This is a genomic window from Bradyrhizobium sp. LA6.1 (assembly GCF_040547805.1).
In the GTDB taxonomy this organism is placed as follows: Bacteria; Pseudomonadota; Alphaproteobacteria; order Rhizobiales; family Xanthobacteraceae; genus Bradyrhizobium; species Bradyrhizobium barranii.
The window spans coordinates 255,525-278,214 of record NZ_JBEPQK010000009.1 but is presented as its reverse complement, the minus strand read 5'-3'; the positions used below and the strand labels follow the sequence as shown (position 1 = coordinate 278,214).

28 protein-coding genes and 2 pseudogenes are annotated in these 22,690 nt (G+C 62.6%); 17 read left to right on the top strand and 13 right to left on the bottom strand.

Annotated elements, in window-relative coordinates; all coding sequences use genetic code 11:
- Nucleotides 1-268: 268 nt before the first annotated feature.
- Nucleotides 269-1,909, bottom strand: a complete 1,641-nt coding sequence (locus tag ABIB99_RS23785; RefSeq protein WP_354177674.1) for a winged helix-turn-helix domain-containing tetratricopeptide repeat protein — start codon at nucleotides 1,907-1,909, stop codon at nucleotides 269-271.
- A gap of 277 nt (nucleotides 1,910-2,186) precedes the next feature.
- Between ABIB99_RS23785 and ABIB99_RS23780 the strand changes: the two genes are divergently transcribed.
- Together ABIB99_RS23780 and ABIB99_RS23775 are read left to right on the top strand one after the other, a co-directional pair.
- A complete protein-coding gene (locus ABIB99_RS23780) occupies nucleotides 2,187-2,471 on the top strand; it encodes a hypothetical protein (RefSeq protein WP_071911069.1) in 285 nt (94 codons plus the stop codon).
- A gap of 14 nt (nucleotides 2,472-2,485) precedes the next feature.
- On the top strand, nucleotides 2,486-2,701 hold the full coding sequence (locus ABIB99_RS23775; RefSeq protein ID WP_247302643.1) for a hypothetical protein: 216 nt from the start codon (nucleotides 2,486-2,488) through the stop codon (nucleotides 2,699-2,701).
- Nucleotides 2,702-3,030: 329 nt separating this feature from the next.
- Here the strand turns inward: ABIB99_RS23775 and ABIB99_RS23770 are convergent, their stop codons facing one another.
- Nucleotides 3,031-6,417: an AAA family ATPase gene (locus ABIB99_RS23770; RefSeq protein WP_247302640.1), complete on the bottom strand. Its 3,387-nt coding sequence runs from the start codon at nucleotides 6,415-6,417 to the stop codon at nucleotides 3,031-3,033.
- 435 nt (nucleotides 6,418-6,852) lie between these two features.
- Nucleotides 6,853-7,290 (bottom strand): hypothetical protein, encoded by a 438-nt coding sequence (locus ABIB99_RS23765; RefSeq protein WP_038959808.1) that lies wholly within the window; start codon nucleotides 7,288-7,290, stop codon nucleotides 6,853-6,855.
- Between the two features lie 587 nt (nucleotides 7,291-7,877).
- Between ABIB99_RS23765 and ABIB99_RS23760 the strand changes: the two are divergent.
- Nucleotides 7,878-8,039: pseudogene (locus ABIB99_RS23760) on the top strand (ATP dependent DNA ligase); the annotation flags it as partial.
- A gap of 44 nt (nucleotides 8,040-8,083) precedes the next feature.
- Nucleotides 8,084-9,184, top strand: a complete 1,101-nt coding sequence (locus ABIB99_RS23755) for a DNA topoisomerase IB (RefSeq protein ID WP_354177673.1) — start codon at nucleotides 8,084-8,086, stop codon at nucleotides 9,182-9,184.
- A gap of 315 nt (nucleotides 9,185-9,499) precedes the next feature.
- Here the strand turns inward: ABIB99_RS23755 and ABIB99_RS23745 are convergent.
- The 4 genes and pseudogenes from ABIB99_RS23745 to ABIB99_RS23730 all read right to left on the bottom strand — a co-directional run bounded on the left by ABIB99_RS23745 (nucleotide 9,500) and on the right by ABIB99_RS23730 (nucleotide 11,041).
- Nucleotides 9,500-10,356 (bottom strand): annotated as a pseudogene (locus ABIB99_RS23745) (SDR family oxidoreductase).
- Between the two features lie 57 nt (nucleotides 10,357-10,413).
- Nucleotides 10,414-10,647 carry a hypothetical protein gene (locus tag ABIB99_RS23740; RefSeq protein ID WP_247302633.1) on the bottom strand — a complete coding sequence of 78 codons (234 nt, stop codon included), beginning with the start codon at nucleotides 10,645-10,647 and terminating at the stop codon, nucleotides 10,414-10,416.
- Entirely contained in the window at nucleotides 10,644-10,823 is a 180-nt protein-coding gene (locus ABIB99_RS23735) for a hypothetical protein (RefSeq protein ID WP_247302631.1), read from the bottom strand. Before ABIB99_RS23735 ends, ABIB99_RS23740 begins: the two co-directional genes overlap by 4 nt.
- Nucleotides 10,820-11,041: a hypothetical protein gene (locus ABIB99_RS23730; protein ID WP_247302629.1), complete on the bottom strand. Its 222-nt coding sequence runs from the start codon at nucleotides 11,039-11,041 to the stop codon at nucleotides 10,820-10,822. The genes ABIB99_RS23735 and ABIB99_RS23730 overlap by 4 nt, the downstream gene beginning before the upstream one ends.
- 333 nt (nucleotides 11,042-11,374) lie before the next feature.
- Between ABIB99_RS23730 and ABIB99_RS23725 the strand changes: the two genes are divergently transcribed.
- The 3 genes from ABIB99_RS23725 to ABIB99_RS23715 all read left to right on the top strand — a co-directional run bounded on the left by ABIB99_RS23725 (nucleotide 11,375) and on the right by ABIB99_RS23715 (nucleotide 13,557).
- Complete coding sequence (locus ABIB99_RS23725) at nucleotides 11,375-11,836, top strand: Hsp20 family protein (protein WP_038959803.1); 462 nt, start codon at nucleotides 11,375-11,377, stop codon at nucleotides 11,834-11,836.
- Nucleotides 11,837-12,252: 416 nt separating this feature from the next.
- The gene (locus tag ABIB99_RS23720) at nucleotides 12,253-12,969 is read left to right on the top strand and encodes an SOS response-associated peptidase (protein ID WP_247302620.1); all 717 of its coding nucleotides are present in this window, start codon (nucleotides 12,253-12,255) and stop codon (nucleotides 12,967-12,969) included.
- A gap of 372 nt (nucleotides 12,970-13,341) precedes the next feature.
- The gene (locus ABIB99_RS23715; protein WP_247302618.1) at nucleotides 13,342-13,557 is read left to right on the top strand and encodes a hypothetical protein; all 216 of its coding nucleotides are present in this window, start codon (nucleotides 13,342-13,344) and stop codon (nucleotides 13,555-13,557) included.
- 559 nt (nucleotides 13,558-14,116) lie between these two features.
- On the opposite strand, the gene ABIB99_RS23710 is transcribed toward ABIB99_RS23715, so the two are convergent.
- Together ABIB99_RS23710 and ABIB99_RS23705 are read right to left on the bottom strand one after the other, a co-directional pair.
- A complete protein-coding gene (locus ABIB99_RS23710) occupies nucleotides 14,117-14,305 on the bottom strand; it encodes a hypothetical protein (RefSeq protein WP_038937342.1) in 189 nt (62 codons plus the stop codon).
- Between the two features lie 180 nt (nucleotides 14,306-14,485).
- On the bottom strand, nucleotides 14,486-14,680 hold the full coding sequence (locus ABIB99_RS23705) for a hypothetical protein (protein ID WP_038937343.1): 195 nt from the start codon (nucleotides 14,678-14,680) through the stop codon (nucleotides 14,486-14,488).
- Between the two features lie 88 nt (nucleotides 14,681-14,768).
- On the opposite strand from ABIB99_RS23705, the gene ABIB99_RS23700 reads away from it, so the two are divergent.
- Nucleotides 14,769-15,284 (top strand): YciE/YciF ferroxidase family protein, encoded by a 516-nt coding sequence (locus ABIB99_RS23700; RefSeq protein ID WP_247302686.1) that lies wholly within the window; start codon nucleotides 14,769-14,771, stop codon nucleotides 15,282-15,284.
- A gap of 20 nt (nucleotides 15,285-15,304) precedes the next feature.
- On the opposite strand, the gene ABIB99_RS23695 is transcribed toward ABIB99_RS23700, so the two are convergent.
- The 3 genes from ABIB99_RS23695 to ABIB99_RS23685 are packed head-to-tail and all read right to left on the bottom strand — an operon-like array spanning nucleotide 15,305 to nucleotide 16,685.
- Nucleotides 15,305-15,775 (bottom strand): hypothetical protein, encoded by a 471-nt coding sequence (locus ABIB99_RS23695; protein ID WP_038937345.1) that lies wholly within the window; start codon nucleotides 15,773-15,775, stop codon nucleotides 15,305-15,307.
- Between the two features lie 2 nt (nucleotides 15,776-15,777).
- Nucleotides 15,778-16,125, bottom strand: a complete 348-nt coding sequence (locus ABIB99_RS23690; protein WP_247302616.1) for a DUF3147 family protein — start codon at nucleotides 16,123-16,125, stop codon at nucleotides 15,778-15,780.
- The gene (locus tag ABIB99_RS23685; RefSeq protein WP_063982877.1) at nucleotides 16,122-16,685 is read right to left on the bottom strand and encodes a phosphatase PAP2 family protein; all 564 of its coding nucleotides are present in this window, start codon (nucleotides 16,683-16,685) and stop codon (nucleotides 16,122-16,124) included. The genes ABIB99_RS23690 and ABIB99_RS23685 overlap by 4 nt, the downstream gene beginning before the upstream one ends.
- Nucleotides 16,686-16,983: 298 nt before the next feature.
- Here ABIB99_RS23685 and ABIB99_RS23680 point away from each other — a divergent pair, with 298 nt between their 5' ends.
- The 8 genes from ABIB99_RS23680 (at nucleotide 16,984) to ABIB99_RS23645 (ending at nucleotide 22,004) form a co-directional block, all read left to right on the top strand.
- Nucleotides 16,984-17,901 carry a sensor histidine kinase gene (locus tag ABIB99_RS23680; RefSeq protein ID WP_247302614.1) on the top strand — a complete coding sequence of 306 codons (918 nt, stop codon included), beginning with the start codon at nucleotides 16,984-16,986 and terminating at the stop codon, nucleotides 17,899-17,901.
- A gap of 77 nt (nucleotides 17,902-17,978) precedes the next feature.
- On the top strand, nucleotides 17,979-18,383 hold the full coding sequence (locus ABIB99_RS23675; RefSeq protein WP_247302612.1) for a VOC family protein: 405 nt from the start codon (nucleotides 17,979-17,981) through the stop codon (nucleotides 18,381-18,383).
- A gap of 78 nt (nucleotides 18,384-18,461) precedes the next feature.
- The gene (locus ABIB99_RS23670) at nucleotides 18,462-19,610 is read left to right on the top strand and encodes a YihY/virulence factor BrkB family protein (protein WP_247302610.1); all 1,149 of its coding nucleotides are present in this window, start codon (nucleotides 18,462-18,464) and stop codon (nucleotides 19,608-19,610) included.
- On the top strand, nucleotides 19,607-20,164 hold the full coding sequence (locus tag ABIB99_RS23665; RefSeq protein ID WP_247457571.1) for an MOSC domain-containing protein: 558 nt from the start codon (nucleotides 19,607-19,609) through the stop codon (nucleotides 20,162-20,164). The genes ABIB99_RS23670 and ABIB99_RS23665 overlap by 4 nt, the downstream gene beginning before the upstream one ends.
- A 69-nt stretch (nucleotides 20,165-20,233) precedes the next feature.
- Nucleotides 20,234-20,872 (top strand): cysteine hydrolase family protein, encoded by a 639-nt coding sequence (locus tag ABIB99_RS23660; RefSeq protein WP_247457570.1) that lies wholly within the window; start codon nucleotides 20,234-20,236, stop codon nucleotides 20,870-20,872.
- A gap of 10 nt (nucleotides 20,873-20,882) precedes the next feature.
- A complete protein-coding gene (locus ABIB99_RS23655) occupies nucleotides 20,883-21,095 on the top strand; it encodes a hypothetical protein (protein WP_354177672.1) in 213 nt (70 codons plus the stop codon).
- A 57-nt stretch (nucleotides 21,096-21,152) separates the two neighbouring features.
- Nucleotides 21,153-21,656, top strand: a complete 504-nt coding sequence (locus tag ABIB99_RS23650; protein ID WP_038936050.1) for a YciE/YciF ferroxidase family protein — start codon at nucleotides 21,153-21,155, stop codon at nucleotides 21,654-21,656.
- Nucleotides 21,657-21,668: 12 nt separating this feature from the next.
- Nucleotides 21,669-22,004, top strand: coding sequence for a hypothetical protein (locus tag ABIB99_RS23645; protein ID WP_071911101.1), 336 nt, complete (start codon nucleotides 21,669-21,671; stop codon nucleotides 22,002-22,004).
- Nucleotides 22,005-22,010: 6 nt separating this feature from the next.
- Here ABIB99_RS23645 and ABIB99_RS23640 read toward each other — a convergent pair whose 3' ends face one another.
- Nucleotides 22,011-22,235: a hypothetical protein gene (locus ABIB99_RS23640; protein ID WP_063982871.1), complete on the bottom strand. Its 225-nt coding sequence runs from the start codon at nucleotides 22,233-22,235 to the stop codon at nucleotides 22,011-22,013.
- A 108-nt stretch (nucleotides 22,236-22,343) separates the two neighbouring features.
- Between ABIB99_RS23640 and ABIB99_RS23635 the strand changes: the two genes are divergently transcribed.
- On the top strand, nucleotides 22,344-22,655 hold the full coding sequence (locus ABIB99_RS23635; protein WP_049803044.1) for a septal ring lytic transglycosylase RlpA family protein: 312 nt from the start codon (nucleotides 22,344-22,346) through the stop codon (nucleotides 22,653-22,655).
- Nucleotides 22,656-22,690 lie beyond the last annotated feature (35 nt).

The window sequence follows — 22,690 nt, the reverse complement described above, 5'->3', positions numbered from 1 at the left end:
ACTCGATGGAAGCCACTGTGGACCCTTATCTCGGGGTCCCGATTGGATGCCGATCACCCCGAAAACGGGGTCCTTATTCCATGCCGAAACACAATCGGCTGCCTGCGCGACGAGGTTCGGCCGAACTCACAGGGAGTGGTTCCCGATTTTACGGATGAGCGGACACCGGCTTTAAATGGCAAAGCAACGCGGATGACTCCATCCGGAACGACCTCGAAGGCCGAAAGCCGAGTTGGAGTGATCACATCAGGTTCATCCGCCTGGAGCTTTACTGGGCCATTGCCCGGGTGTTGTTCGTGCGAAGTCTGTTGAGGTCCTCATCAACCGATAGAGCCATCGGCGTATTCCGCGGCGTCATCTGATACGTCTGCAAAGAGGGTGCGGCCGCGACCAAAGCGGGCCACTCCGCCTCCGCCTCGACGGCATGACCGGTACGAATCAGTGACGACAGCCAGACCGCCTTGCAGAAGCCTATCGCTGGTGTTCGATCCATACATTCGCGGGCAAAACGCTGCGCATTCTCGTAATCCTGCACGGAATAGCGCAGCCTTGCCGCCAGGCTCGCGTATTGTGGTGGGCGTAGCGGGCTCCAGGAGATCGCCTTCTCAAAGGCTTCAATAGCTGCTTGGGTTCGACCGGCATTGTGCAATGCATGGGCGAGGACGACCCAATTGTCCGGATCGCCTGGGCCGAGCTCAATCGCCCGCTCGGCCGCGCTCACTGCTGGCTCAGCTGACTCAGGGGTCTGGCCCGACTCGATTGTTAAGGACAGCGATCTCCACGAGCTGGCAAGCAGCGGGTCCAGCGCAATCGCGTGCTTGACGTCGGCGATCGCCTGCAGCAAGTCCTGACGACTGAGCCAAGGATCGTGATTGCCAAAAATCAGCTTTTTCTTCACCAGTCCGAGGCACGCCCATGCGGGGGCGTAGTTCGGATCAAGGCGGACCGCCAGTTCGAGTTCCTGCCGTGCCTGTCGGAGGCCCTCGGGACTCGCCGCCATGGACAACGCAATCGCGCGCAGCACGCGCGCATGCACATCAAGCGAGGCCGGCGCGCGGCTCCGTAACGCCGCCCGGTCCGACTCGCGCACGGTTGCACCAAGCGAGGCGCTGATCCGCGAGATCAACGTTTCAGTAACGTCGGGCAGGTCCTGCGCAGTGGGCTCGAACCGGCCGCTCCAGACGATGCGGTTGTTGCCGGAATCGATCAATTGCACGTGGAGCTGCAGCCGGTCGCTGCGCCTCTCCGCGCTGCCATCCACAAGGTAGCGGGCGTGGGTCATCGCAGCGATCTGCACCGGCGACAGGTTCTTACCGCTAAGCTCATCTGTGGCGAGGGTTGAGACGATGTGCAGGTCGGGGTTGCGCGCAAGTTCGGAGGCAATCATGTAGGCTAATCCGTTGCCGTCCGGACTGCCTTCCTGAGAGGTGTTGAGTACGCGCAGGGGTAGAACTGCAACGTCGGCCACCATCCTGTTGTGTACCTTGGGGGGCCCGAAGCCGGCGCCGGGCAGTAGAAGTTGCCAGACCAGCACGATCGCGACTGCCACAATCGCAAGGGCGGCGGCCAGGCGATAGAATCTTCGCACATCGCGCGGCGCCGTGTCGGCTGCGTCAACGATCAGAAGGTAACCACGTCGTGGCATCGTCCGCACGACTTGCTGCCGGCTGTCACCGAGCGCGCGCCGGATCTCGACCACGCATTGCACGAGCGAGTCGTCGGTGACCGAAACGCCCGGCCACACTCGCGCACCGAGATCGAGTTTTGTAACCAGCTCTCCGGGACGGCGCCCCAATTCAAGCAACACTGCCAGAGCCTGAGGCCGCAGCTCAACGGCCTGGCCGTGCCGGTCAAATAACTGCGCCTGATCCAAATTGAGCGTGTATCCGTTCAGCCGCAGGCAGGTCATGCGCACACCTCCCGCCATTGATCTTAGCGGACCGGAAAGTGTGTCTCAAGGCAGCGGCAGAGCCCGATTTCGTCCTTTATCGTGCCTTTTCGCCCTGTCTCACCACAGACGTGCGCTACGTTGAAAATCGGAGGGCGCGCTGCCCTGAGCCACCGATAACCCGAGCAGTAGAAGCTGCAACGCAACTAGCTGCAACGCAACAAAGGGTGCGGAGTGTCTCCGGAGCACAACAGCAGAGGGTAATCTCTTGTTTTTAGGGCAACTGAGGAAGACAGCCATGAAAATTCTATTCTTGTTAGCTACCGTAACCGCCCTCGTCGATGTGACCAGCGCGGCCCAAGCAGAGCCTCCAACTTTTGAACTAAAGGGCTTTCCGATCACACCGCACCAGGTTGCCGTGGTCGGCGGGACAGGTGTTCAGGAGCAGGCGTTCACTCCGGCGCTTATGTTCGGCGGCATGCCCGCGTCTCCCCATCAGATAACGGTCTTAAAGCCACGCCCCGGCACAATGGCGAAGGCGACCGCAGCAAAGCCGACAACTGTTGGCCTGGCAGTCAAATAGGTGCGAGGTTGGTGATGCTGACGGCGTTGGTGCTCATTTGCGCAGCTGCGGCCGCAGTCGAACCTCTGGACTGCACGCGTAACAACGCGAGCACGGTGATGCGCATGCCGGCGGAGTTCGTCAATCCCGCGACATGCTTCATGCATGCGCAGGCCTATCTGGCGGGCAGCCAGATCGGACGGGACCTCGATGCCAACGAGCGGGTCAGGATTATCTGCGTGCCGCGCTAAAGCCTCATCGCCGCCTCGATTAGTCGGGGTCGAGTTTATGATCCGGTGCGCAAGCAGAGGTCTGGGCCGCTCCTTTGAAATCGCGGTGTCAGCTCGAAGCGATCATTTATTGTCCTTTCTCTAGTGATCGCAAGAAAAGAAGCAGTTTCGCTCTGGTGATGGTCACGCGCCCTGGCGGTTGGCGGAACGGGCGGTCCGCTTTCGAGGCGAGAACGGACAGTTGCTGCCCAAGCTACATTCGTCTGCCTGTGGACCCAATTCGGACCTTCAACGCTTCGGCGCGTTCATATCATCGTGGTGTCAATTGGCCGATGCTGCTTCCGGGCAATTTACGAGTTCGGGCCGCCCATTTCACTCAGCAGTGTTTGGGCCTCCCGGAGGTCGAGGGTATCAAAGCCTTCGGTGAACCAGCCGCAGATTCCTGTGAGGAGATCCTGCGCATTGCGTCGCTCGCCGCGCTCGGCCCACAGCCGGGCGAGCGAGGTCGCGGCGCGGAGCTCGAGGGACCTGGCTTGCTGATTGCGCGCGATCGCGATCGCCGTTCGAAAGCAAGTCTCACAGGCCGAAACGTTTACAGGGTTACACCGGAGCAGCAACGCGCCCCTAAGGCGATGCAGCTCGGCCTCGTAGAAGCGTTCCGCCCGTTCATGGACGATGCCGAGTGCGTGGTCGAGAACCGTGAGCCCCTCATCGAGGCGGTTCGCTTTGTCACATGCTTCGGCAATCAGGGCGAGGAAACATGGCTGCCAGAGTCCAGCGCCCGTCGCCCGGAGATCGGCCATCCCCTGCCGCATTTGCGCGATGCATTCTTCCGGCTTCTGTCCGCTCTCGCTTAGCGCCCAACCGTGCAATATGGTTCCCATCGCCCTCCAGAGGGGATAGCCGTGCTCGCTACAGAGCCGGATGGCTGCCTGCGCCATTTCTTCGGTGCTGGGCACTTCGCGGCGGAACTGGCGGAGCCACGCGGCCCACACCAGAGCTAAGGCGCGGCTGTGAGGATGTGAGAGTTCCTCAGCCAAAGCGAGCGCCCTCTGGCTCCTGTCGAGGGCATGGTCGGCAAAGCCCAGAAACCACCAAGCGAGAGCTGCATAGGAGAGACACACCACGCCGGGGTCAATGCCGTAGGTATTGGCATGCGATCGCAGCAGTTTCGCATCGTAAAGTGCTGTCCCTTCTTCCAGTTTGGCGCGAGCGAGAGCCACCTCTCCAAGCCAGAGCAAGGGTACCCCAAGGGCCCGGTTGGCCTCCACGAGGAGGGTCTGATCGCCCAGACTCTGCCCCAGCTCGGTGAGATGCTCCCCGACCCCCCGCGCCGCGATCAGATCGCCGCGGACGTGATAAATCCTGTACAGGCCATGCAGCACCGGGAAAAGCTGGGGTGTGAGATCGATGTGGCTACACAACGCCCTTGCCCGAACGTAGGCCTGCTCCACCTCCGGCGCGGCATAGCCCTTAGTCGCCATCAGCGCGGACCCGAGCGCCAATTGCAATTCCAGCTCGCGTTGGGCGCGTTCGGTGGTGTCTGAAGAAGCCTCGAGCAGCTCCAATCCGCGGGCCAAATGACTGATCGCCTCAAGGTAGGCCGAGCGCTCCAGGGCTCGGACGCCCGCCCTCTGGAGGTAAGCGACGGCCTGCTCTGTCAGCCCCGCCTCCGCATAGTGATGGCCGAGCAGCTCGGGCTCCGTCTCAGCAGATTCCGGAAAATGCTCTTCCAAAACGGTGGCAATCCTCGCATGAAGCTGCTGGCGACGGCTCCGGAGCAGGCTCCGATAGGCCACCTCGTGCACGAGCGCGTGCTTGAAGCGGTAGGTCGCGTTCGGCGGTGTGCCGCGGCAGAACACAAGTTCCGAAGCACACAGTCCCTTGAGTGCATCTTGCAGTGTGGCCTCACCCAGAGGGGCGGTCATGGAGACCAAGTCATAGGAGAACTCCCGACCGATGCAGGAGGCGATTTGGGCCACTTGCTTGACGGGAGCGAACCGGTCGAGGCGAGCCATGAGGCTGTCGTGCAGCGTGGCTGGGATTGCGAGCGGCGGCAGGGGGCCGCCGAGAATGTAGCGGTCGCTTTCTTCCGCCAGCATCCCGGACTCCAAGATCGCCTTGGTCAGCTCCTCAACGAACAGCGGCACGCCATCGGTTCGGGCCAAGACCTGCGCGAGCACTTCTGCAGGCAGTGCCTTGCCGCCCGTGAGCTGCTCGACCATGGATGCGCCCTGCCGGCGCCCAAGACGACTGAGAGTCAGTAGCGTGAGATGCGCGTGGCCAGTCCAGCGCGGGGAAAATTCGGGACGGCAGGTAATGAGCACGAGAATGGGCAGGGTCTGCACGCGCTCGATCGCCGACTCCAACCATTCTAGCGTGGATGGATCAGCCCAATGCACGTCCTCATACACTGCCAACACCGGTCGGTGCGCGGCCAGTCCGGTCAGTTGATCCACGAGCGCATCGAAGGTGCGCCGCTTCTGCTGCTCGGGGCTCAACTCGAGGGGCGGGTAGCGGGGGGCGGTCGGGACCGACAACAGCGCTGCGAGCAGCGGCGCGGCCCCAGCGACGTCTCGGGTCGCTACAGCGATGAGCGCTTCCAGCTTATCGAGCTTCTGCAGTGGCCCGTCATCCCGCGCAAAGCCAGCGCCTCTTTCGAGCAGATCGATCACGGGATGGAGCGGACTCGTTTGGTGGAATGGCGAACAGAAGTGACTCAACGGCGTGTAGGTCTCTCTGGCCAGGCGCTCGCGCAGCGCGCGGACAAGGCGCGACTTGCCGATACCGGGCTCGCCAGACAACAGAACGACCTGCCCCTCGCCGTCACGGACCCGTGCCCACCGGTCGAGCAATAACGCCAACTCCTGCTCACGACCGACGAGCGGCACCAAGCCTGTCCCGTGCAAGGCCTCGAAGCGATCCTCCGCTACGCTTGGGCCTAGGAGAAAGATGCGCAGCGGTTCGTCGAAACCATCCAGGGCTCGCTGGCCCAGGTCTTCAACCTCGAACAGCCTGCCGAGCAGTCGCCACGTGCTTTCGGCAATCACGACCTGTCCGGGTCGGGCAAGCGCCTGCAATCGAGCGGCCAGATTCGGGGTCTCTCCGATCACGTCGCGCTCCTGAGCCTCCCCCGAGCCGACCAGATCCCCGACAACGACGAGACCGGTCGCGATGCCGACGCGCGCGGCCAACGGTTGGCCGTCCGGAGATGTGAGCCCAGCTACGGACTGAGTAACGGCGAGGCCTGCCCTGGCGGCCCGCTCCGCATCGTCCTCGTGCGCCTTAGGCCAACCAAAATAGGCCAGGACCCCGTCACCCATGAACTTGGCTACATGCCCAGCGTAACGCGAAATCTCGCCCGAGACCGTGTTCTGATAGGCGCGAATGACCTTGCGCATCTCCTCCGGATCGACCCGCGACACCATTGCAGTCGAACCGACCAGGTCGGCAAACATCACCGTGACCTGGCGCCGCTCCGCCTCCGAGAACGGCAGGGCTGTCCCGGGGACCGCGGCTGGTGCTGTCATGCGAGGGGTGGTAACCGGAATTGAGCCGGTGCGCAGAGCGGCGATCGCCGCGAGCAGCTTGCGGCGATGGCCGATCGAGGTGACTCCGAGTCCGATCAAATCCTCCGCCGTGAGATCGGCGAGGACCTCGGCGTCGACATCGTTCTCGCGGAACGACTGCTCGTACTGTCCCAGCCCCAGATCACGCAGCCAGGCCACGACGTCCATGGGCTCCTCCCGGCTCCGCTGTTCTCAGAGGCGCTAGGTGCTCTAGCGTACCTCAAAATGGCTGACGGGGAGCGCGGTGAAACGTCACGAGCTGACTGCTGCGGGCAGGGTACCAGTCAAGTCACACGCCTCAACGCTCAGAAAAGTCGCCCTGTCAGGATGCATTGCAGATATCCGAGAGCATCTACGCGTTCCCTTTCAACCTGGGTCGCTTGATCGGGTTCCGCTCGCAGCGGAGATGCCTCTAGATCTGCAAATGGCCCTAAGTTGCCCTGGCGGTTGGCGCAACAGGGGTCCGCTTTCGAGGCGAGACCGAACAGTTATCGACCCAGCTTCGGATGTCCGCCTGTGCCTCATTGCGGACTCGCTCCGTTGCAGTTCAGTTTGCCTCGTCGATTGAATATGCTGGGCGGTTCGAACGTAGGCAGTCGGAACTCAAGCGGGCATCAGATTGATGACTCTCATGATGGCGGCCCCATCACCTATGTTCTCAGTGTCCTCCGGTTCACCTTTGACACAGGTCCATACGTCGTTTCTCTTCACCGTGAACGGATGGCCATCGCGATGATCTAGACGCATTTCGCCGTCGACGCACTGGCAAACCATATCGTTTCGCATGGCATCATCTTTGTGCCTCACCTTCGGCTGGAAGACTATGTCAAAGATCTTAATTCGCTTGTAGCCCGGGAGTACGGAGTCGCGCCCATGCATCGCCTCGCGCTCGCTTACCTCCACTAGCCGAACGCCCGGGGCGAGTTCCTTGCCCTCATCGGGCCGGTAAGGCTCAGCCACGGTTGGATTGGTTGCAACGAGAGTAGTTCCCGCTGTCGCGACACAGAACATCAGAGCAGATCGCCGATCGATTTCACCCATGCTTTCCTCCTGAGGTTCGCTGACCACCCATGGGCGGTGTCGAGCATTCGATGCCCGATCGGGCACGCTGTCAAAGCCGATTTGAAATACGACCTTGTTCCCGTTTTCAAAGACACGTGACGATGGCGGAGGACAGCCAGCGAACGGAAGGCAGCGTGTGTTAGGCCGAAGATGCCAGCGGCCCGCGACGAGCCCCTCGCCGCTCGCAAGCGCCGACTTGCCGACCTATTGCCGCGCCAGCCTGATGGGATCTTCGTGGCACCTCTCGAACCAGGTGCGATAGGCCCCGGCCTGTTTGAAGCGCCCCGCCGCATGAGGCTTGAGGCACTCGTCTCCAAGCACCGAGAGCGGCGGTACCGACGGCGGACCTGCGATTGGGTGGAGGTGAAGAACCGCGCGCACTCCGCTTTCAAGCGCGTCTCGGACCAATTCGGCTAGAATTCCAGACACAAAAAAGCCCCGCAACCCTCTCGGGCTGCGGGGTGGAGGTTTAAGGGAGGAGTGATGCTCGCGCATCGCCCCAGGGTCTGCCGGCGCCGAAAGGCGCCAGCAGCTTTTACAGCGCAGTTTCCCCTCGCTGACGATGTAGAGGTATCTGGGTCGAGCCGAAGCTGCTGGCCGAGATCGAGTACCGCGCCAAGTCCGCCGAGGGAAAGGTGCGGCATCCGTTCTACAAAGGGCTGCGCGAGGATCTCTGTAGCCTGGCCCGACCTCCGAACGGAACGAACAGGCGCCTTCGGTCCTTATGAGGAAGCGGAGCCTCGATCCCAGGGTGCTTCCGAGGGACAGGCCAATGCTCCGTCAGACCGGAAACGAAGAACAGGTTCTGGATCGTACCGTCGAGTTGGCGGCGACCATCGCGGAAGAAGGCCTCCGGTACGTCAGCGACTCCTCGCCAGGCTACACGCGCAAGCGGACCGGCACGACGTTCACCTACTACGACAAGGACGGCAAGCGCATTACCGATGCCGCCGTCGTTCGGCGGATCAAGGCGATCGGCATCCCGCCGGCCTACGAGTCAGTCTGGATCTGCCCCTCACCCAACGGCCATATCCAGGCGACAGGGCTCGATGCACGCGGGCGCAAGCAGTACCGCTATCACCCGAAATGGCGCGAGCTGCGCGACCAGACCAAGTACGAGCACATCATCCAGTTCGCGGCCGCCCTCCCAGCGCTACGGCACCGGGTCGCCGCCGACATGAAGCGGGACGGGCTGCCCCGCGAGAAGGTGCTGGCGACGATCGTCAGTCTTCTTGAGAAGACGCTGATCCGGGTCGGCAATGCCGAGTATGCCGAGAAGAACAAGTCCTACGGGCTTACGACCATGCGCCGCAAGCACGTCGCGGTCGGCCGCGGCGTCCTTCGGTTCGACTTCACGGGCAAGTCGGGCAAGCAGTGGAAGCTCCGCCTTGAAGACAAGCGGATCGCCTCAATCGTGAAACACTGCGCGGAGATCCCGGGACACGAGCTCTTCAAGTACCTCGACGACGACGGAGAGCCTCGCAGCGTGGATTCCGGAGACGTCAACGCTTACATCAAAGACGTCACGGGCGAGGACTTCAGCGCCAAGGATTTCCGCACCTGGGCCGGGACCGTGCTGGCGGCGCTGGCGCTGTCCGAGTTCAAGAAGTACGACAGCCAGGCCGAGGCAAAGCGCAACGTCGTCGCTGCGATCGAGAGCGTCTCGAAGCAACTCGGCAACACGCCGGCCATCTGCCGCAAATGCTACGTGCATCCCGAGGTGCTGAATGCCTACATGTCCGGCGACCTGGTGGAGATGATCGAAGCCAAGATCGCGCAGAAGTTCAAGCGCCAGTACGCCAAGCTCACGCCCGACGAGGTCATGGTGCTGGCATTTCTCCGCAAGCGTCTCGATGCCCTGAAGGCCGCCTGAGCCCCGCGTACCATTCGGCATAAGGCGTGTTCTTGACCGCGTGTCGGTTGAAGTCGGGCGCGCCATCCTTCCACCACACCGGTCCCCGCTCTCCCAGCCGGCGCTTAGCTTCGTCGACGAGGCGATGGGCGACGGTCTCTGCGTTCAGATCTATAGCCGCCCTGGCGTCCTTCACGGCTCGCCGCGCATCCATCAGCTGTTTCACCAGCCGCTCCTTGTCTTGGGCAGCAAGGTCGGGATCGCTCATCCGCCAGAGTCTACCGCGGACGACGAAATAGCGCCCGTCGGGCGTGACTGGATGCTGCAGGCCCGGCATCAGATGAAGGGCTTCCCTCCGGTCACCGCGACCGTGGTGCCGGAGGTGTAGCTCGACCGCGGATCGGCGAGCATCACATAGGCCGTCGCCAGCTCGGCCGGCTGCCCGGCCCGCTTCATCGGCACCTGTTTGCCGAAATTCTTCACGGTATCCTCGGGCATGGTCGATGGGATCAGCGGAGTCCAGATCGGCCCGGGCGCCACCGCCTTCACGCGGATGCCCTTCTCCGCTAGCATCTGGGCCAACCCGCCTGTGAAGTTTTGGATAGCGCCCTTGGTCGTCGCATAGGCCAGGAGAGTGGGGTTCGGCATGTCCGAGTTCACGGATGCCGTATTGATGATCGCGCCGCCCGGCTCCATGTGCGGCACGGCGGCCTTCGCGAGGAAGAACATGGCGTGGATATTCACATCGAACGTCATTCGCCATTCCTCGTCGCTGATGTCGCCAAGATCCTTGAAGGTCGCCTGATGCGCGGCATTGTTGACGAGGATGTCGACCCCGCCGAGATCCCGGACCGCCCGATCGACGACCTTCCTGCAGTGGTCCGCGGACCTCAGGTCGCCCTCGACCAGAACAACCTTGCGCCCCTCCGCCTCGACGAGGGCCGCCACTTCCTTGGCGTCTTCGTGCTCCTCGAGATAGGCGATCAGGACGTCGGCGCCCTCGCGGCAAAGGCGATGGCGACAGCTCGCCCTATTCCGCTGTCGCCACCGGTGATGATAGCCCGCTTGCCGTTCAGGCGGCCCGCCCCTTTGTAGCTGGCCTCGCCGTGATCGGGGCGTGGGTCCATCTTAGCGGTCAACCCGGGCATTGACTGCTTCTGACTGGGGTAAGGCGGCTTCGGATAGTCGGGCATCGGAATCGGTCTCCGCGGGTTGAGAGCGCGACAACCAACTGACGACAACCAAGGTTCCTAGCCCGTTGCCCGCCCCGCACCGGCTGTAGGCATCCGCGACGCGCTTGCGCAAAGAAGAAGAAACAGCGCCCGCTCCGCCCTGTATCTCGCGCCTGCGCGACTGCACTCCGAGCCGGACATGGCGACTTCGCCCGCGGCGGTGCAGACGGCCCATTTCCAGCGGCCGCGTCCCCGCTGCTTCGGCACGACGTCGTAGCCGGCAAAACGGTCCTCGTCGGTTTCGACCTTCATGCCGCGAACCGCTCCGGAAATCCGTCGCGTAGCTGGTCCAGAAGCCGTTGTTCGCGCTCGATCCGGCTGCAGTAGAGTTCGCGCTCCCTTTCGGTCTTCGCGCTGGCAAGGAGCAGGCGGTAGTGGGCGATGACCTTCTCGCTGCCGCGGATCAGCAGATCTGTGACGGCGGTCACGATACCGCCCCCGCGGTCGCCGGCGACGATTGTGGGGGTAACGTGAATGCCATGGGGAAGGTCTTGGAGGTCAATACCTCCAGCGCCGAGCTCTCCTCGGAGAGGCGCCGTTCGATGAACTGGCGTTCGAGGTCCGAGAGACGGGTCTTCAACAGGCTGCGATAGCGGTGGATGTTGTTGCGGTGCGCACGGATACGGGCAAAATCTTCATTGAGCATCGTCGCCACTCCTGACGGTCTTCTTGTCCTTTTCAGCTGCGAGAAACGGGAAAACGAATTCCCCGTCGCAAAAATATTCGGCGCAAAACCGCTGTCAAGATGGCAGTGGTGCAGCGTGCGAATGCTTGTGCCACCGGGTTAACCAAATCACGTTGGCCCGAAAAATTTCCGACGGTCCTCTTGAAACCTCTTTTCGTTTTTCTAATTCATTTTTCGCCGCGAGAGCGGTGTGCCGGACGCCAGGTTGGGCCCGGCGCGGGCGCCGGCCGGCAGGTCCTCGGACCGCCGACTTGCGTCCCTTCGTAACCATCTTGCTCCTAGGAGGACTTGGATATGAGGACGACCTTCGACTTCGCGCCCCTGTGGCGCTCCACCATCGGCTTCGACCACTTGGCTGGCCTGGTCGATAGCGCGCTTCGTCAGGCGAGCGACGACAACTATCCGCCCTACAACATCGAGCGCTCCGGCGAAGACCACTACCGGATTACGCTCGCCGTCGCGGGCTTCGGCGCCGACGATATCAGCGTAACGGCCGAGCAGAACGCGCTCACCATCGAGGGCCGGAAGCCGGAGAAGCCGGCGAGCGAATATCTCTTCCAAGGGATCGCCGCGCGCCCCTTCCGCCGCGTCTTCAACCTCGCCGACTACGTCCAGGTGAAGGAGGCCGCGTTCCGCGACGGCCTCCTGATCATCGATCTCGTCCGCGAGGTCCCGGAAGCCATGAAACCCCGCCGGATCCAGATCGCGGGCGCGACGGCTTCCTCGCCCCAGATCGAGCAGAAGAAGGCCGCCTGACGGCCATGCGGGCGGTGGTTGGTCCGCCGCCCGCATTCAAACCTTCCCTGGAAAGGAGCGTAAAAGGGAGACGACCAATGACCAACGCCAACACGAATTCCTGCACTCACCACCCTCTATTCCATCCGGCCGCGCACTACGCGTCTCCGGACGACGTCCTGAACGACCAGGAGCTGACCGCTCCCGAGAAGCGGGTCGTCCTGTCGTCGTGGGCCTCCGACACGTTCGCAGTCGAATCCTCGCCGGCCTTGCGCGAGATTCCCGGCATGGGCCGCCCGGTCCGGCTCGCGGAAATCCTTGCGGCACTGCGCAAATTGGACGGCGACGACGACGACCCGCCCCGCGGCGGCGGGGTCCCACTGCGACGCTGCGGCAGCTGGCGCAGCGGCCCCGTCACACGACTGAACCGACCTGACATGTGCAATCTCTACTCGATCACTACCAACCAGATCGCCATCAGCGAGCTGTTTCGTGTAGTCAACCGATACGTCGGCAATCTCGCGCCGATGCCCGGCGTCTTTCCCGACTACAAGGCGCCCATCGTCCGGACCGGTATCGATGGCCGCGAGCTCGCAACCGCGCGTTGGGGCATGCCGTCGTCGCAGCAGGCTCTTCTGAAGGCGACCCAGAAACGCGCTGCGAAGCTGGAGGCGAAGGGCAAGCCGGTCGACTTCAAGCAGCTTCTCCGAATGGAGCCGGATTCCGGCACAACCAACATCCGAAACGTGAAGTCGAAGCACTGGACGCGCTGGCTAGGTGCGGAGCATCGCTGCGTGGTGCCCTTCAATTCGTTTAGCGAGTTCAACAAGGAGGAAGGCGGCGACATCTGGTTCGCATTTGACGAGACCCGGCCCCTCGCCTGCTTCGCCGGCATCTGGGCCAATTGGACCTCAGTCCGGAAGGTGAAGGAAGGCGAGTCCAACAACGATCTCTTCGCGTTCCTGACGACGGAGCCGAACGCCGAAGTCGGCGGCGTGCACCGGAAGGCGATGCCGGTAATCCTGACGACACCCGACGAGGTCGAGACGTGGATGGCCGCGCCGGCGGAAGAAGCGCTGAAGCTGCAGCGACCTCTTCCGGACGGGGCGCTGCGCATCGTGGCCCGCGGCGTGAAGGAAGATATGGTCGAGTAGACGAGCCCGCCGACATACGCGAAGCCCGCCCGAGCACACACGCCGGCTAGGATTCGCTCGGCGGCTTCAAGGTACCGATCCACCTCCGGGTGGCGGGATTGTGCAGCGGATCCTGCTCGAGTAGGAGCAGACGTAGCGCTCGCGGCCGTTGCCCTCTTCACCAGGCACGAGCTTTAGTGGCCGCCCGCACTCCGGGTACGCCTCCGGATCGGATGCCGTATCGTCATGGTGTCCCTGCCACCGACGAGCTGAGGCCCGCGCAGCCGCCCGCCTCAAGCGGAAACAGCAAAAGGTATGAAACCTGTGATCTCGTCTTGACGGCGACCTCGCGCCCGTCCTGAAATGCTCGCAAATGGTGGCCGGAGGTGCTCGATGGAGCAGGTATCCTACAGTGATTTGGCCCAGCGCGTGCGCGACCTCGCAGACAGGGCCGACCCCTTCACCAGGCGACGCCTGCTGAAGCTCGCCGAGAGCTACGATGTCAAGGGCGGCCGCGCGGGCGGGGGCCCGCGGCTCGCCGAGCGCCCCCTGCCGGTCCCCCGCACGACCCCACCGACCTCGATCTTCAGCGGACCGGGAGAGGCCTGACAGAGCAAGCCACAAGGCTGACTTCAGCCCACACGCATCCTCGCGCCTCCGATCAAGAGGGCAGTTCTCAGAACCTGAGCATTCCGAACATGAAGAGAAGCGCGACCGTGACGAGGGCCGAGATCAGAAGCGAGCCGAGGCAGCCGAGCCGGTTGGAGAAGAAAAAGAACATGGCGGCCCTCCAGCCACAGGCGTCAGTCCTGTACCAAGGTGCCTATCAACGCCAGCAAAGCCTGATGTTCAGGTCCGCTGCTGCCGGCGCGTCGGAATTGTCCGATCTCGATGAGGGACGCCCGCCCGCCGGAGGCAGCATTCGGCCGATGTGCGACCACAGGAACTCCGGTGTGCGGTTGACGGACTAGCCGCCAGATGTCGCCGTTCGAGCTTTCGTAAAGAGTTCTTTCCGCCATTGCCTTCAACGAGAGAGGGGGGCGACTGTTCCCGCCCCGCTCTGCAGGTAGTCACAGCATCTCCGGCGGCTAGTCTTCGACGCCGCAAAACAACGACGCTCACCTTGAGGCCCCACTAGGAAACGTTGCGCCGAGTCTGCTATTTGCATTTACCCTTTTTGTTTTTCTTCTGCGCTTTTTCCATCGGAGCTTTTGGAGCGTTCTTCGAAGCGATCGGCCCCCTTGGCTAGATCGTGCCCCGTCTCGCTCTCGTTTTTCGCTTCCTCCTTGGCGGTTGCCTCGCGCAAGCCTTCAGCGGCCAGTTCCCCCGCTTTTGATGATTTTCCTTCGTTGTCCATTTGCTGCTCCTTCCGCTCGTCCAGAACACTTCCTCGTCTATCGGCGCCAACCCCGCCTTGCCCGAGACTGTTCCTGTTTATTTTGGCGGCTGCGTTGAATTGCGCCCAATGAGACGGGCCCCGGCGGATCATTAGGCGGAAGAGAGCTTCGTCCTCGAACGTCTCTCACCTGGAGCCCTTCTAGCTTGCAGGCCTCACCAAGATGAGGCTCGGATTCTGCCTGTCGTGAAGCATCCGGGCGAACTCCTCGCGATCCAGCTCGCGACCCTTCATCGCCGTCTCGAAAAGCGCTTCCTGGATTTCACGCGGCATGTCACCCCACACGTCCATGGCCGCCCGCCCTAGCAGCGCCGCGAAGGTCTCGGTCCTGTCCATCGTTCTCTCCGTCCTTTGTCGCAGACGGGGAACCGCCGAAGACCGCAGCGCGTTCCATTGCCATCATTGCGAGAGGAGAGATCGAATTATAGGCTTCTTCACTAAGGACATCAAAACGATGGACGACCTGCTGATCCACGGTCTGCAGGACATCTACTACGCCGAGCAGCAGATCCTGAAAGCGCTGCCGAAGATGATCGACAAGGCGACCAGCCGGGATCTGGTCACCGGTTTGAAGAGCCATCTCGAGGAGACCAACAAGCAGGTCCAACGGCTCGAGAAGGCCTTTGCGAAGCTCGGCAAGGAGCCGAGCGGCACCAAGTGCCCCGCCATCGACGGCATCATCAAGGAAGCCGACGAGACCGCCGGCGAGATCGAGGACAAGGCCGTGTTGGACGCCGCCATCGTCGCCAACGCCCAAGCCGTCGAGCACTACGAAATGTGCCGCTACGGCACGCTGATCGCCTGGGCCGAAGAACTTGGCCACGACGAGATCGTGCGCTTCCTGACCACGAACCTCAACGAGGAGAAAGCGGCGAACACCAAGCTCAACACGGTGGCGCTCCGCAAGGGCGTGAATGCCAAGGCCTCTGACGCCACGTAACCGGAAATCCTCTGTCACACTCAGCGGCTCCGCGACATCGCGGAGCCGCTTTTCCGTCGAGCCGAGCGCACGAGGCGGAATCGGCGCCGCACGAACCAGGCCGCCACAGCGACAGCCAGCCATGACAGCGATGCGCCGATAAAAGTGCCCGCAACGCTCCATTCGACAAGGACCCAGAACACAGCGGCGAACGCCAGCATGCCGAACGCGCCCAGTGCGGCACCGGCGGCGTCCAGCGCTGCGGCCTCTTGCCCTCGTCGCCTTCCTTCGAGCCCCGCCTCCTTCTTGCGCCGGATTTCGTGCGACTCGATCAGGGTCGCGCTCGCGCAGAAGATCGCCGGCAGCGCGAGGAAAAGCCCGCCGACCGAAGCTCCGCAGCGGCTGCTGACGAGGCCCGTGAACACGGTCGCAGCACCGCCCAGCGCGAATCGGACAAGGTATTCGTACCAGCGGCCTTCGTGCAGCGACGAGAGCGAGACCTTGATCGGGATCGTCACGCATGTCCTCCCGAAAGCGCCCAGAGACCGAAGGCCGCGGTCAACCAGACGACGATCGACAGTAGGGACGCAGGCAAGGCCCGCATCCGAGTGCGCATCAGAAGCTGGCAGACGAAGACGCTGTAGACCATGAGCGCGGCCGCGCCGGCCATCATGGCCTTACTTTGCGAGCCGGCGTAGCCGGCCCCGTGCTGGTAGATCGCTATGCCGAGGGTCGCCAGCGCCACGGATGGCGCCGCCCCGAACAGACCGGCGAAGCTCTTGGGCTTCAGCACGTCGCCCAGCATGGAGAACGCCGACACGACGGCGCCTCCGATCAGGAAACGGATGACGTACTCGCTCATCTCGGCTCCTTGGCCGGATAGCCGGTCAACGGGCGAAGCATTCGCTCGAGAACCGCACCGAGCGCGAAGCCCGCGACGACGTCACTCGCCCAGTGCGCCAGCACGACGATGCGCGTGACGCAGAGGCCGACCGCCAGCGCGCGGATCGCGCGGCGCAGCCCCGCAGGCAACGGGCCGGCAGCGGAGGCGAGCGCGCCCATATGCAGCGCGTGCCCGGACGGAAAGGCATCCTTGCGTTTGCCGGAGAATGAAACTCCGTTGAGGTGCCCCAGCACGGTCTTCCGGTCCGGACGGGTTTGGTCGAAGACGGACTTCATTAGATGCGGCAGAACCGACGCGGTTGCCGCCACAAGCAGGGCATGGTCGCCGGCGCGACGCACCGACTCCCTTCGCGTGCGCGTAACCACCCAACCCGCCGCGGCCAAGGCCAGCAGGATCTTTTCGTCGGCGCCCCAGGTCAATCCGCGGGAGACCGTCTCCGTAAGATGGTTGGTATGCCGCGCTACCGCCCGCGCGATCCGCACGTCGGCATCTGTCGGTTTCACGTTGACAAAGGCCATCTGTCCGCTCGGTTTGGATTCGGGATTCCACAACTCCCAAGCGGGTCCTTGGTTCTAATTAAAAAATGGAACCGGCGGCGCAACCCGTTGTTGTCAAAGGGATTGGAGGCTCGGTGAAACGCAGTGCGCGGAAGTCAACGTTGACACTAAGCCCGGCGGGCGGATCGAATACGTGAATGGGACCTTCCGTGGCTGGAGCGGCCACACCGCCGACGAGATGGTCGGAAAGCGCTTCAGCGACTTCCCCACGATGGCAGGGCGCATCTACTAAGAGACGCACATCGCGCCGCTTCTGCGGATGCAAGTCTCGTTCGAGGAGTTTGCTATCGACGTGATCAAGGCCAACGGGCAACCGCTGCAGATGATCGCCAACGCGAAGGAACGGCGAGACGCGCAAGACAAACCCCTCTCCATCAGCCTGGCGCTCATCAGAGCGACCGACCGCCGCCGCTACGAACAGGAGCTCCTCGGAACGCGCGAACTTGCGAAGGCCGCAGGCCAAATTGCAGAGGAGAGGCTGCAGCGTGAGCACGAAGCACATGAGCTGCGCGAGCAGTTCATCGCGGTGCTCGGCCACGATCTGCGCAACCCGCTAGCATCCATCAGCGCCGGCGCCCGCATTCTCGACAGAACGGCCCAGACCGAGAAAGAACATCAGGTCATCGCGATGATGCAGACCACGGTCATGCGGATGGCGGGGCTGATCGACGATGTGCTCGATCTCGCCCGCGGCCGGCTGGGCGGCGGCATCGGTCTGAATCGCGACCAGGGGAAACCGCTTGAGCCGGTGCTCGTAGGGGTCGTTGACGAACTGAGACTGGCCTCGCCCGGCCGCGTCATCCATGCCGATTTCAAAATCGACCGCCCGGTGAATTGCGACCGTTCGCGCCTGGAACAGCTGCTCTCGAACCTTGTCGGAAACGCACTGACACACGGAGCTTCGAGCAAACCGGTGTTCGTTCACGGAGAGACGCGAGGCGAGTCCTTCGAACTATGGGTATCCAATGTCGGCCAGCCCATCCCCGAGGCGGCGGCGATGGAGAAGCTGTTCGAGCCCTTTTTTCGGGGCAACCATGCGAGCCGTCAGGGCCTTGGGCTTGGCCTCTACATCGCCTCACAGATCGCCAAGGCCCATGGCGGCGCGCTAACCGTGAGTTCGACGACGGACGAGACCCGATTTACGTTCACCATGCCCCTTCTTCCCGCGGAGAGCTGACCTTCTAACGACTATCGCAGCCGAAGCTTACGCGCCACACGCTCGCGATCGACAACTACTCAAAAAGGGCCGGCTCAATGATCCATCATGTATCCCTTGGGAGTAACGACATCCAGCGAGCAAGAGCGTTTTACGATCCGCTGATGTCGCTGGTCGGCTTACGGCTGATCAAGATCTCCGCCACGTCACTGGATTACGGTGCATCCGACATCGTGTTCAGCATCGTAGCTCCAGTCGACGGCCGCCCGGCGGCGCCGGGCAACGGCGTCCATGTCGCCTTTCAGGCCCCCGACCGGGAGACCGTGCGGCGCTTTCATCAGACCGCGATGGCTCAAGGGGGTACCGACGAAGGCGCCCCGGACATCCGCGAGAAATACAACGCAAATTATTACGGCGCGTTCGTGCGTGATCCGGACGGTAACAAGATCGAAGCGGTGACCTATACGGCCAGGGAGAGCTTCGGCCTCCTGCCGCGCGAATAACCTGAGCTAGGCGGCGCTCGCGGACACCGGACAGGAACGCTCTTTCCCGGCCATGATTGGAAGTGCGGGAGAACGTTCATGGCCGAAATCGAAAAGACAGCTGCACGCACGGATGGAACCAGCTTGAGTCTCGCAGCGGCGCTCGGCCTCATGGCCGTCGCGTTCCTGTGGGACCGTATGATCCCACCCGACCAAGCCAGCCCGCCTGAGGGCGATGACGCGCTCCCCCAACATCGCGGGGCAGAGCGGGACACCTCGCCTTCGCGCCTTGCGACCGAGAACGGAGACCACGGACGCCAAGCCACCTCTCCGGCCGAGATCCCGGCCAGGGGGTGGAAGGACATCCTCTGGCGCGTCTACGGCAACATCGGCGACCACCGCATCCTCGCCCTCGCCGCTGGTATGACCTACTACAGCCTGCTCGCGATCTTCCCCGCGATCGCGGCCCTCGTCGCCATCTACGGCCTTTTTGCCGACCCCAACGTTATCGCCAAACACCTCGACGACGTCGCCGGCTTCATACCCGGCGGGGCCATCGACGTGGCGCGTGAGCAACTGACGCGCGTTGCGACAAAAGGCGACCGGACCCTCGGATTCACGTTCGCGATCGGCCTGGTGATCTCGCTCTGGAGCGCGAATGCCGCCATGAAGTCGCTGTTCGACACCTTGAACATCGTTTACGGCGAGCAGGAAAAGCGCGGCTTCTTCAGGCTGAACGCGATGTCGCTAGGATTCACGATTGGTGCGATCGTCTTCGTCCTCGCTGCCCTCAGCGGGGTCGTCGTCGTTCCGGTCGTGCTGCAGTACGTCGGTCTATCGAACGCCACCGATCTCCTGATCCGGATCGGCCGCTGGCCGGTACTCTTCGTGGCGCTCGCGCTCGCCATCTCCTGCATCTACCGGTTCGGACCCAGCCGGAAGGCCCCGCGATGGACCTGGATCACTTGGGGCAGTGCGGCCGCCACGCTGCTCTGGCTCACCGCGTCCGGGCTTTTCTCCTTCTACGCCGCGAGTTTCGGCAGCTTCAACCAGACTTACGGATCCTTGGGCGCGGTCATCGGCTTCATGACCTGGCTCTGGATTTCGGCCATCGTGATCCTGCTCGGAGCAGAACTCAACGCCGAGATGGAGCACCAGACCGCCCGCGACACCACCACCGGTCGACCCAAGCCGCTCGGCGTCAGAGGCGCCAAGATGGCGGACACCGTGGGAGCGGCGCGATCTTGAGTAAGGTCGTATCGCGTGCTTCCGTCGAAGGCATAGTCGCTGCCGATCGCGGGCACCGTTTCAGCAAGCCGCTGCGAGACCACATTCTGCTCGTAGATGGCGTGGGGATCGAAGGCGACGCCCACGCCGGCGAGTTTGTACGGCACAGATATCTTGCTCGCCGCCACCCTCGCCTGCCCAACCTACGTCAAGTGCACCTCATCCCCAGCGAGCTCTTTGCGACCGTCCGGGAAGCAGGTTACGACATAGGACCCGGACAACTCGGCGAAAACATCACCACGGTGGGCCTGGATCTGGAAAACTTGCCGCTCGGGACGCGCATCGAACTCGGACCTACGGCTATCGTGGAGCTGACCGGCCTGCGGACGCCCTGCGTGCTAATCGACCGCTTCAGGACCGGGCTGAAAAAGCAAGTCGTGTCGTCGGCAAAAACTGGTCCAGCATTCAAATGCGGCGTCCTGGGCGTCGTGCGGGCTGGCGGACAGGTAGCCGCCGGCGATCATGCGCGGGTCATGCTGCCCGATGGACATCAAAAACGGCTTCCCGCGTTGTAGCGTAGTCGCAAGCCGGAGGAACCAAGTTCTCTCGACCTGGGTTGGAGCTTGCTTTTTAAGGGATGGTCAATGTCTAAGGGAAATCAGCTGCGCCACGGCGCACCGCGGAACGCGGTTCATATCTGCGTCGATATGCAGAGGATGTTCGCGCAAGGCACGGATTGGACGATGCCGTGGCTCCCGCGGGTTCTGCCGAACGTCGTCGCGATCACCTCAGCCCATCCCGAGCGGACCATCTTCACCCGCCTCATTCCGGCGCAGAGTCCCGGCCATGGTGCGGGAATGTGGCGCCACTACTACGAGCGCTGGAGTTCGATGACCATCGACGAGCTTGGCCCGAAGATGATCGGTCTGGTCCAGGATCTCGCGCAGTTCGTTCCGCCCGCACGCATCTTCGACAAGCACGTTTACTCGCCCTGGACAGGGAGCGATTTCCACGAGCAGCTTCGCGCGGCTCATGTCGATACGATCATCATCACCGGCGGCGAGACCGATGTCTGCGTGCTGGCGACCGTGCTCGGCGCCGTCGACTGGGGTTACCGCGTCATTCTTGTCACCGACGCCCTGTGCAGCTCGGCTGACGAAACGCACGACTCCATGATGAATATCTACTTGAACCGCTTCGGGCAGCAGGTGGAGTGCGTCACGACCGAAACGCTTCTCGGCAGCTGGCCGGGCAGCGCCAGGGCAAGCTCGTATCATGAGTAAAGCCTACCTCGTGCAGGTTCTCCTGCCGAAAGAGCGAGGAGACGGAGAGCCGGTTTCGCAAAGCTGGTTCGAGGAATTCCTGGAAGAAATGACCGGAAAATTCGGCGGCGCGACAAGCTTTGTCCGGGTGCCCGGCCAGGGCCTATCCCTGCCAGAGCGGCTGGAACGCGAGCTTTCGCAGGAAGAGATCGTCATTCGCGCCCAGGAAATCATCCCGCTGTAAGATTAGGAACGCTCTCCCTTACCGGCTGTTTGCAGAGCAGAAAAACAGGAGGACGTCATGGGCTTTTTTACCAAGGACATAAAGACGCTGAACGACCTCTTCGTGCATACGCTGCAAGATATCTATTACGCCGAGCAGCAGATCGCGAAGAACCTTCCGGACATGATCGAGAAAGCGAGCGATCCCAGCCTCAAGAACGGCTTTCAGACGCATCTCTCCGAAACCAAGGGCCAGATCACCCGGCTTGAGAAGGTTTTCGAAATGCACGGCGCCCAGGCGAAGGGCGTGGATTGCCCTGCGATCGATGGCATCCTCAAGGAAGCCAGCGAGGTCGCGGGCGATATCGATGACAAGCAGGTGCTGGATGCGGCGCTGATCGCGGCGGCCCAGGCCGTCGAGCACTATGAAATCACGAGGTACGGCACCCTGATTGCATGGGCCAAGATGCTTGGCCGCGATGACTGCGCCTCAGTCCTGCAGCAGAACCTCGATGAGGAGAAGGCGACGGACGAGAAGCTCAATACGATGGCGCTGCGCAGCGTGAACCGGAAAGCCGCTTAACCCGTTAGCAACATGAAACGTAAGAGGGCCGCCCCGGAAGGCGGCCCTCTTTTTGAGCAGCAAAGCATGAGCCTTGAAGTATTGAGGACGGTGGCAGCCGCCATAACGATTATCGCCGCCGCCATGGTGGCGGCGAACTGGAATGCGCGCATTACCGTCTGCGGGTTCGCTCTCTTTATTGCCTCATCGATCGCCTGGATCGCCGACGGGATAATTGAGCCGAAGAGCTCGCTCATCATCCAGAACGCTGCGCTTCTCTTGATCAACGTGCTGGGCGTATGGCGCTGGCTACCTCGCGCCGGTAAGGAAGCCGCCGCGTCCCAGGCTGAGGACCGCGCGATCCGCTAGCTTGGCTCAAGCCTGTTTCCTGTCCGAGATTGCCCAGCGTGCCAGCGCGGCTTCTCCTGCTTCGGTCAAGGCGCCGAGCGTTGTCTGCCCCTTCCTTGCGCACTGGACAAGGCTGTCCGCGATGAAAGATCTCAGTTCATGATTGACGCCGTCCGGCCTGCCTTGGCAGAGCTGTTCGAGAACGGCTTCCATGCTTGCAAGTGTGCGGCGATCGAAGCTTTCGAGGATCATGGCGCTTCTCCTATCCCGGCTAAACGAACTCCAGACCCGGACGTTCCAATTTCGGAACTGACCTTCCAAGATCGGGAACCAAGCTGCATCGCGGATTATTGGACCTGAATGCCTCGCAAACTTAAGGTTTTTCAGACGTCACAGGGCTTTTTCGACCTCGCGATTGCGGCGTCGTCGATGAAAGCTGCAGCAAGCGGCACAACGTTCGATCGGGATTCGCTAACTGCAGCTCATCGCAATCTGCCGCTCGGCACGCATGTTCGCGTTACTGACCCTAAGAGCAGCAAATCGGTGGTCGTTCGTATCACCGATCGCGGACCATGGATTCGCAGTCGCGTCATCGACCTCTCGCTCGCCGCCGCGCGTAGCTTGGGGTTTACCAACCGTGGCGTCGCCCAGGTTCGTGCTGAGGTGTTGTAACAGACGTCCATTGCCCAGCGAAAACACGCAGGCAC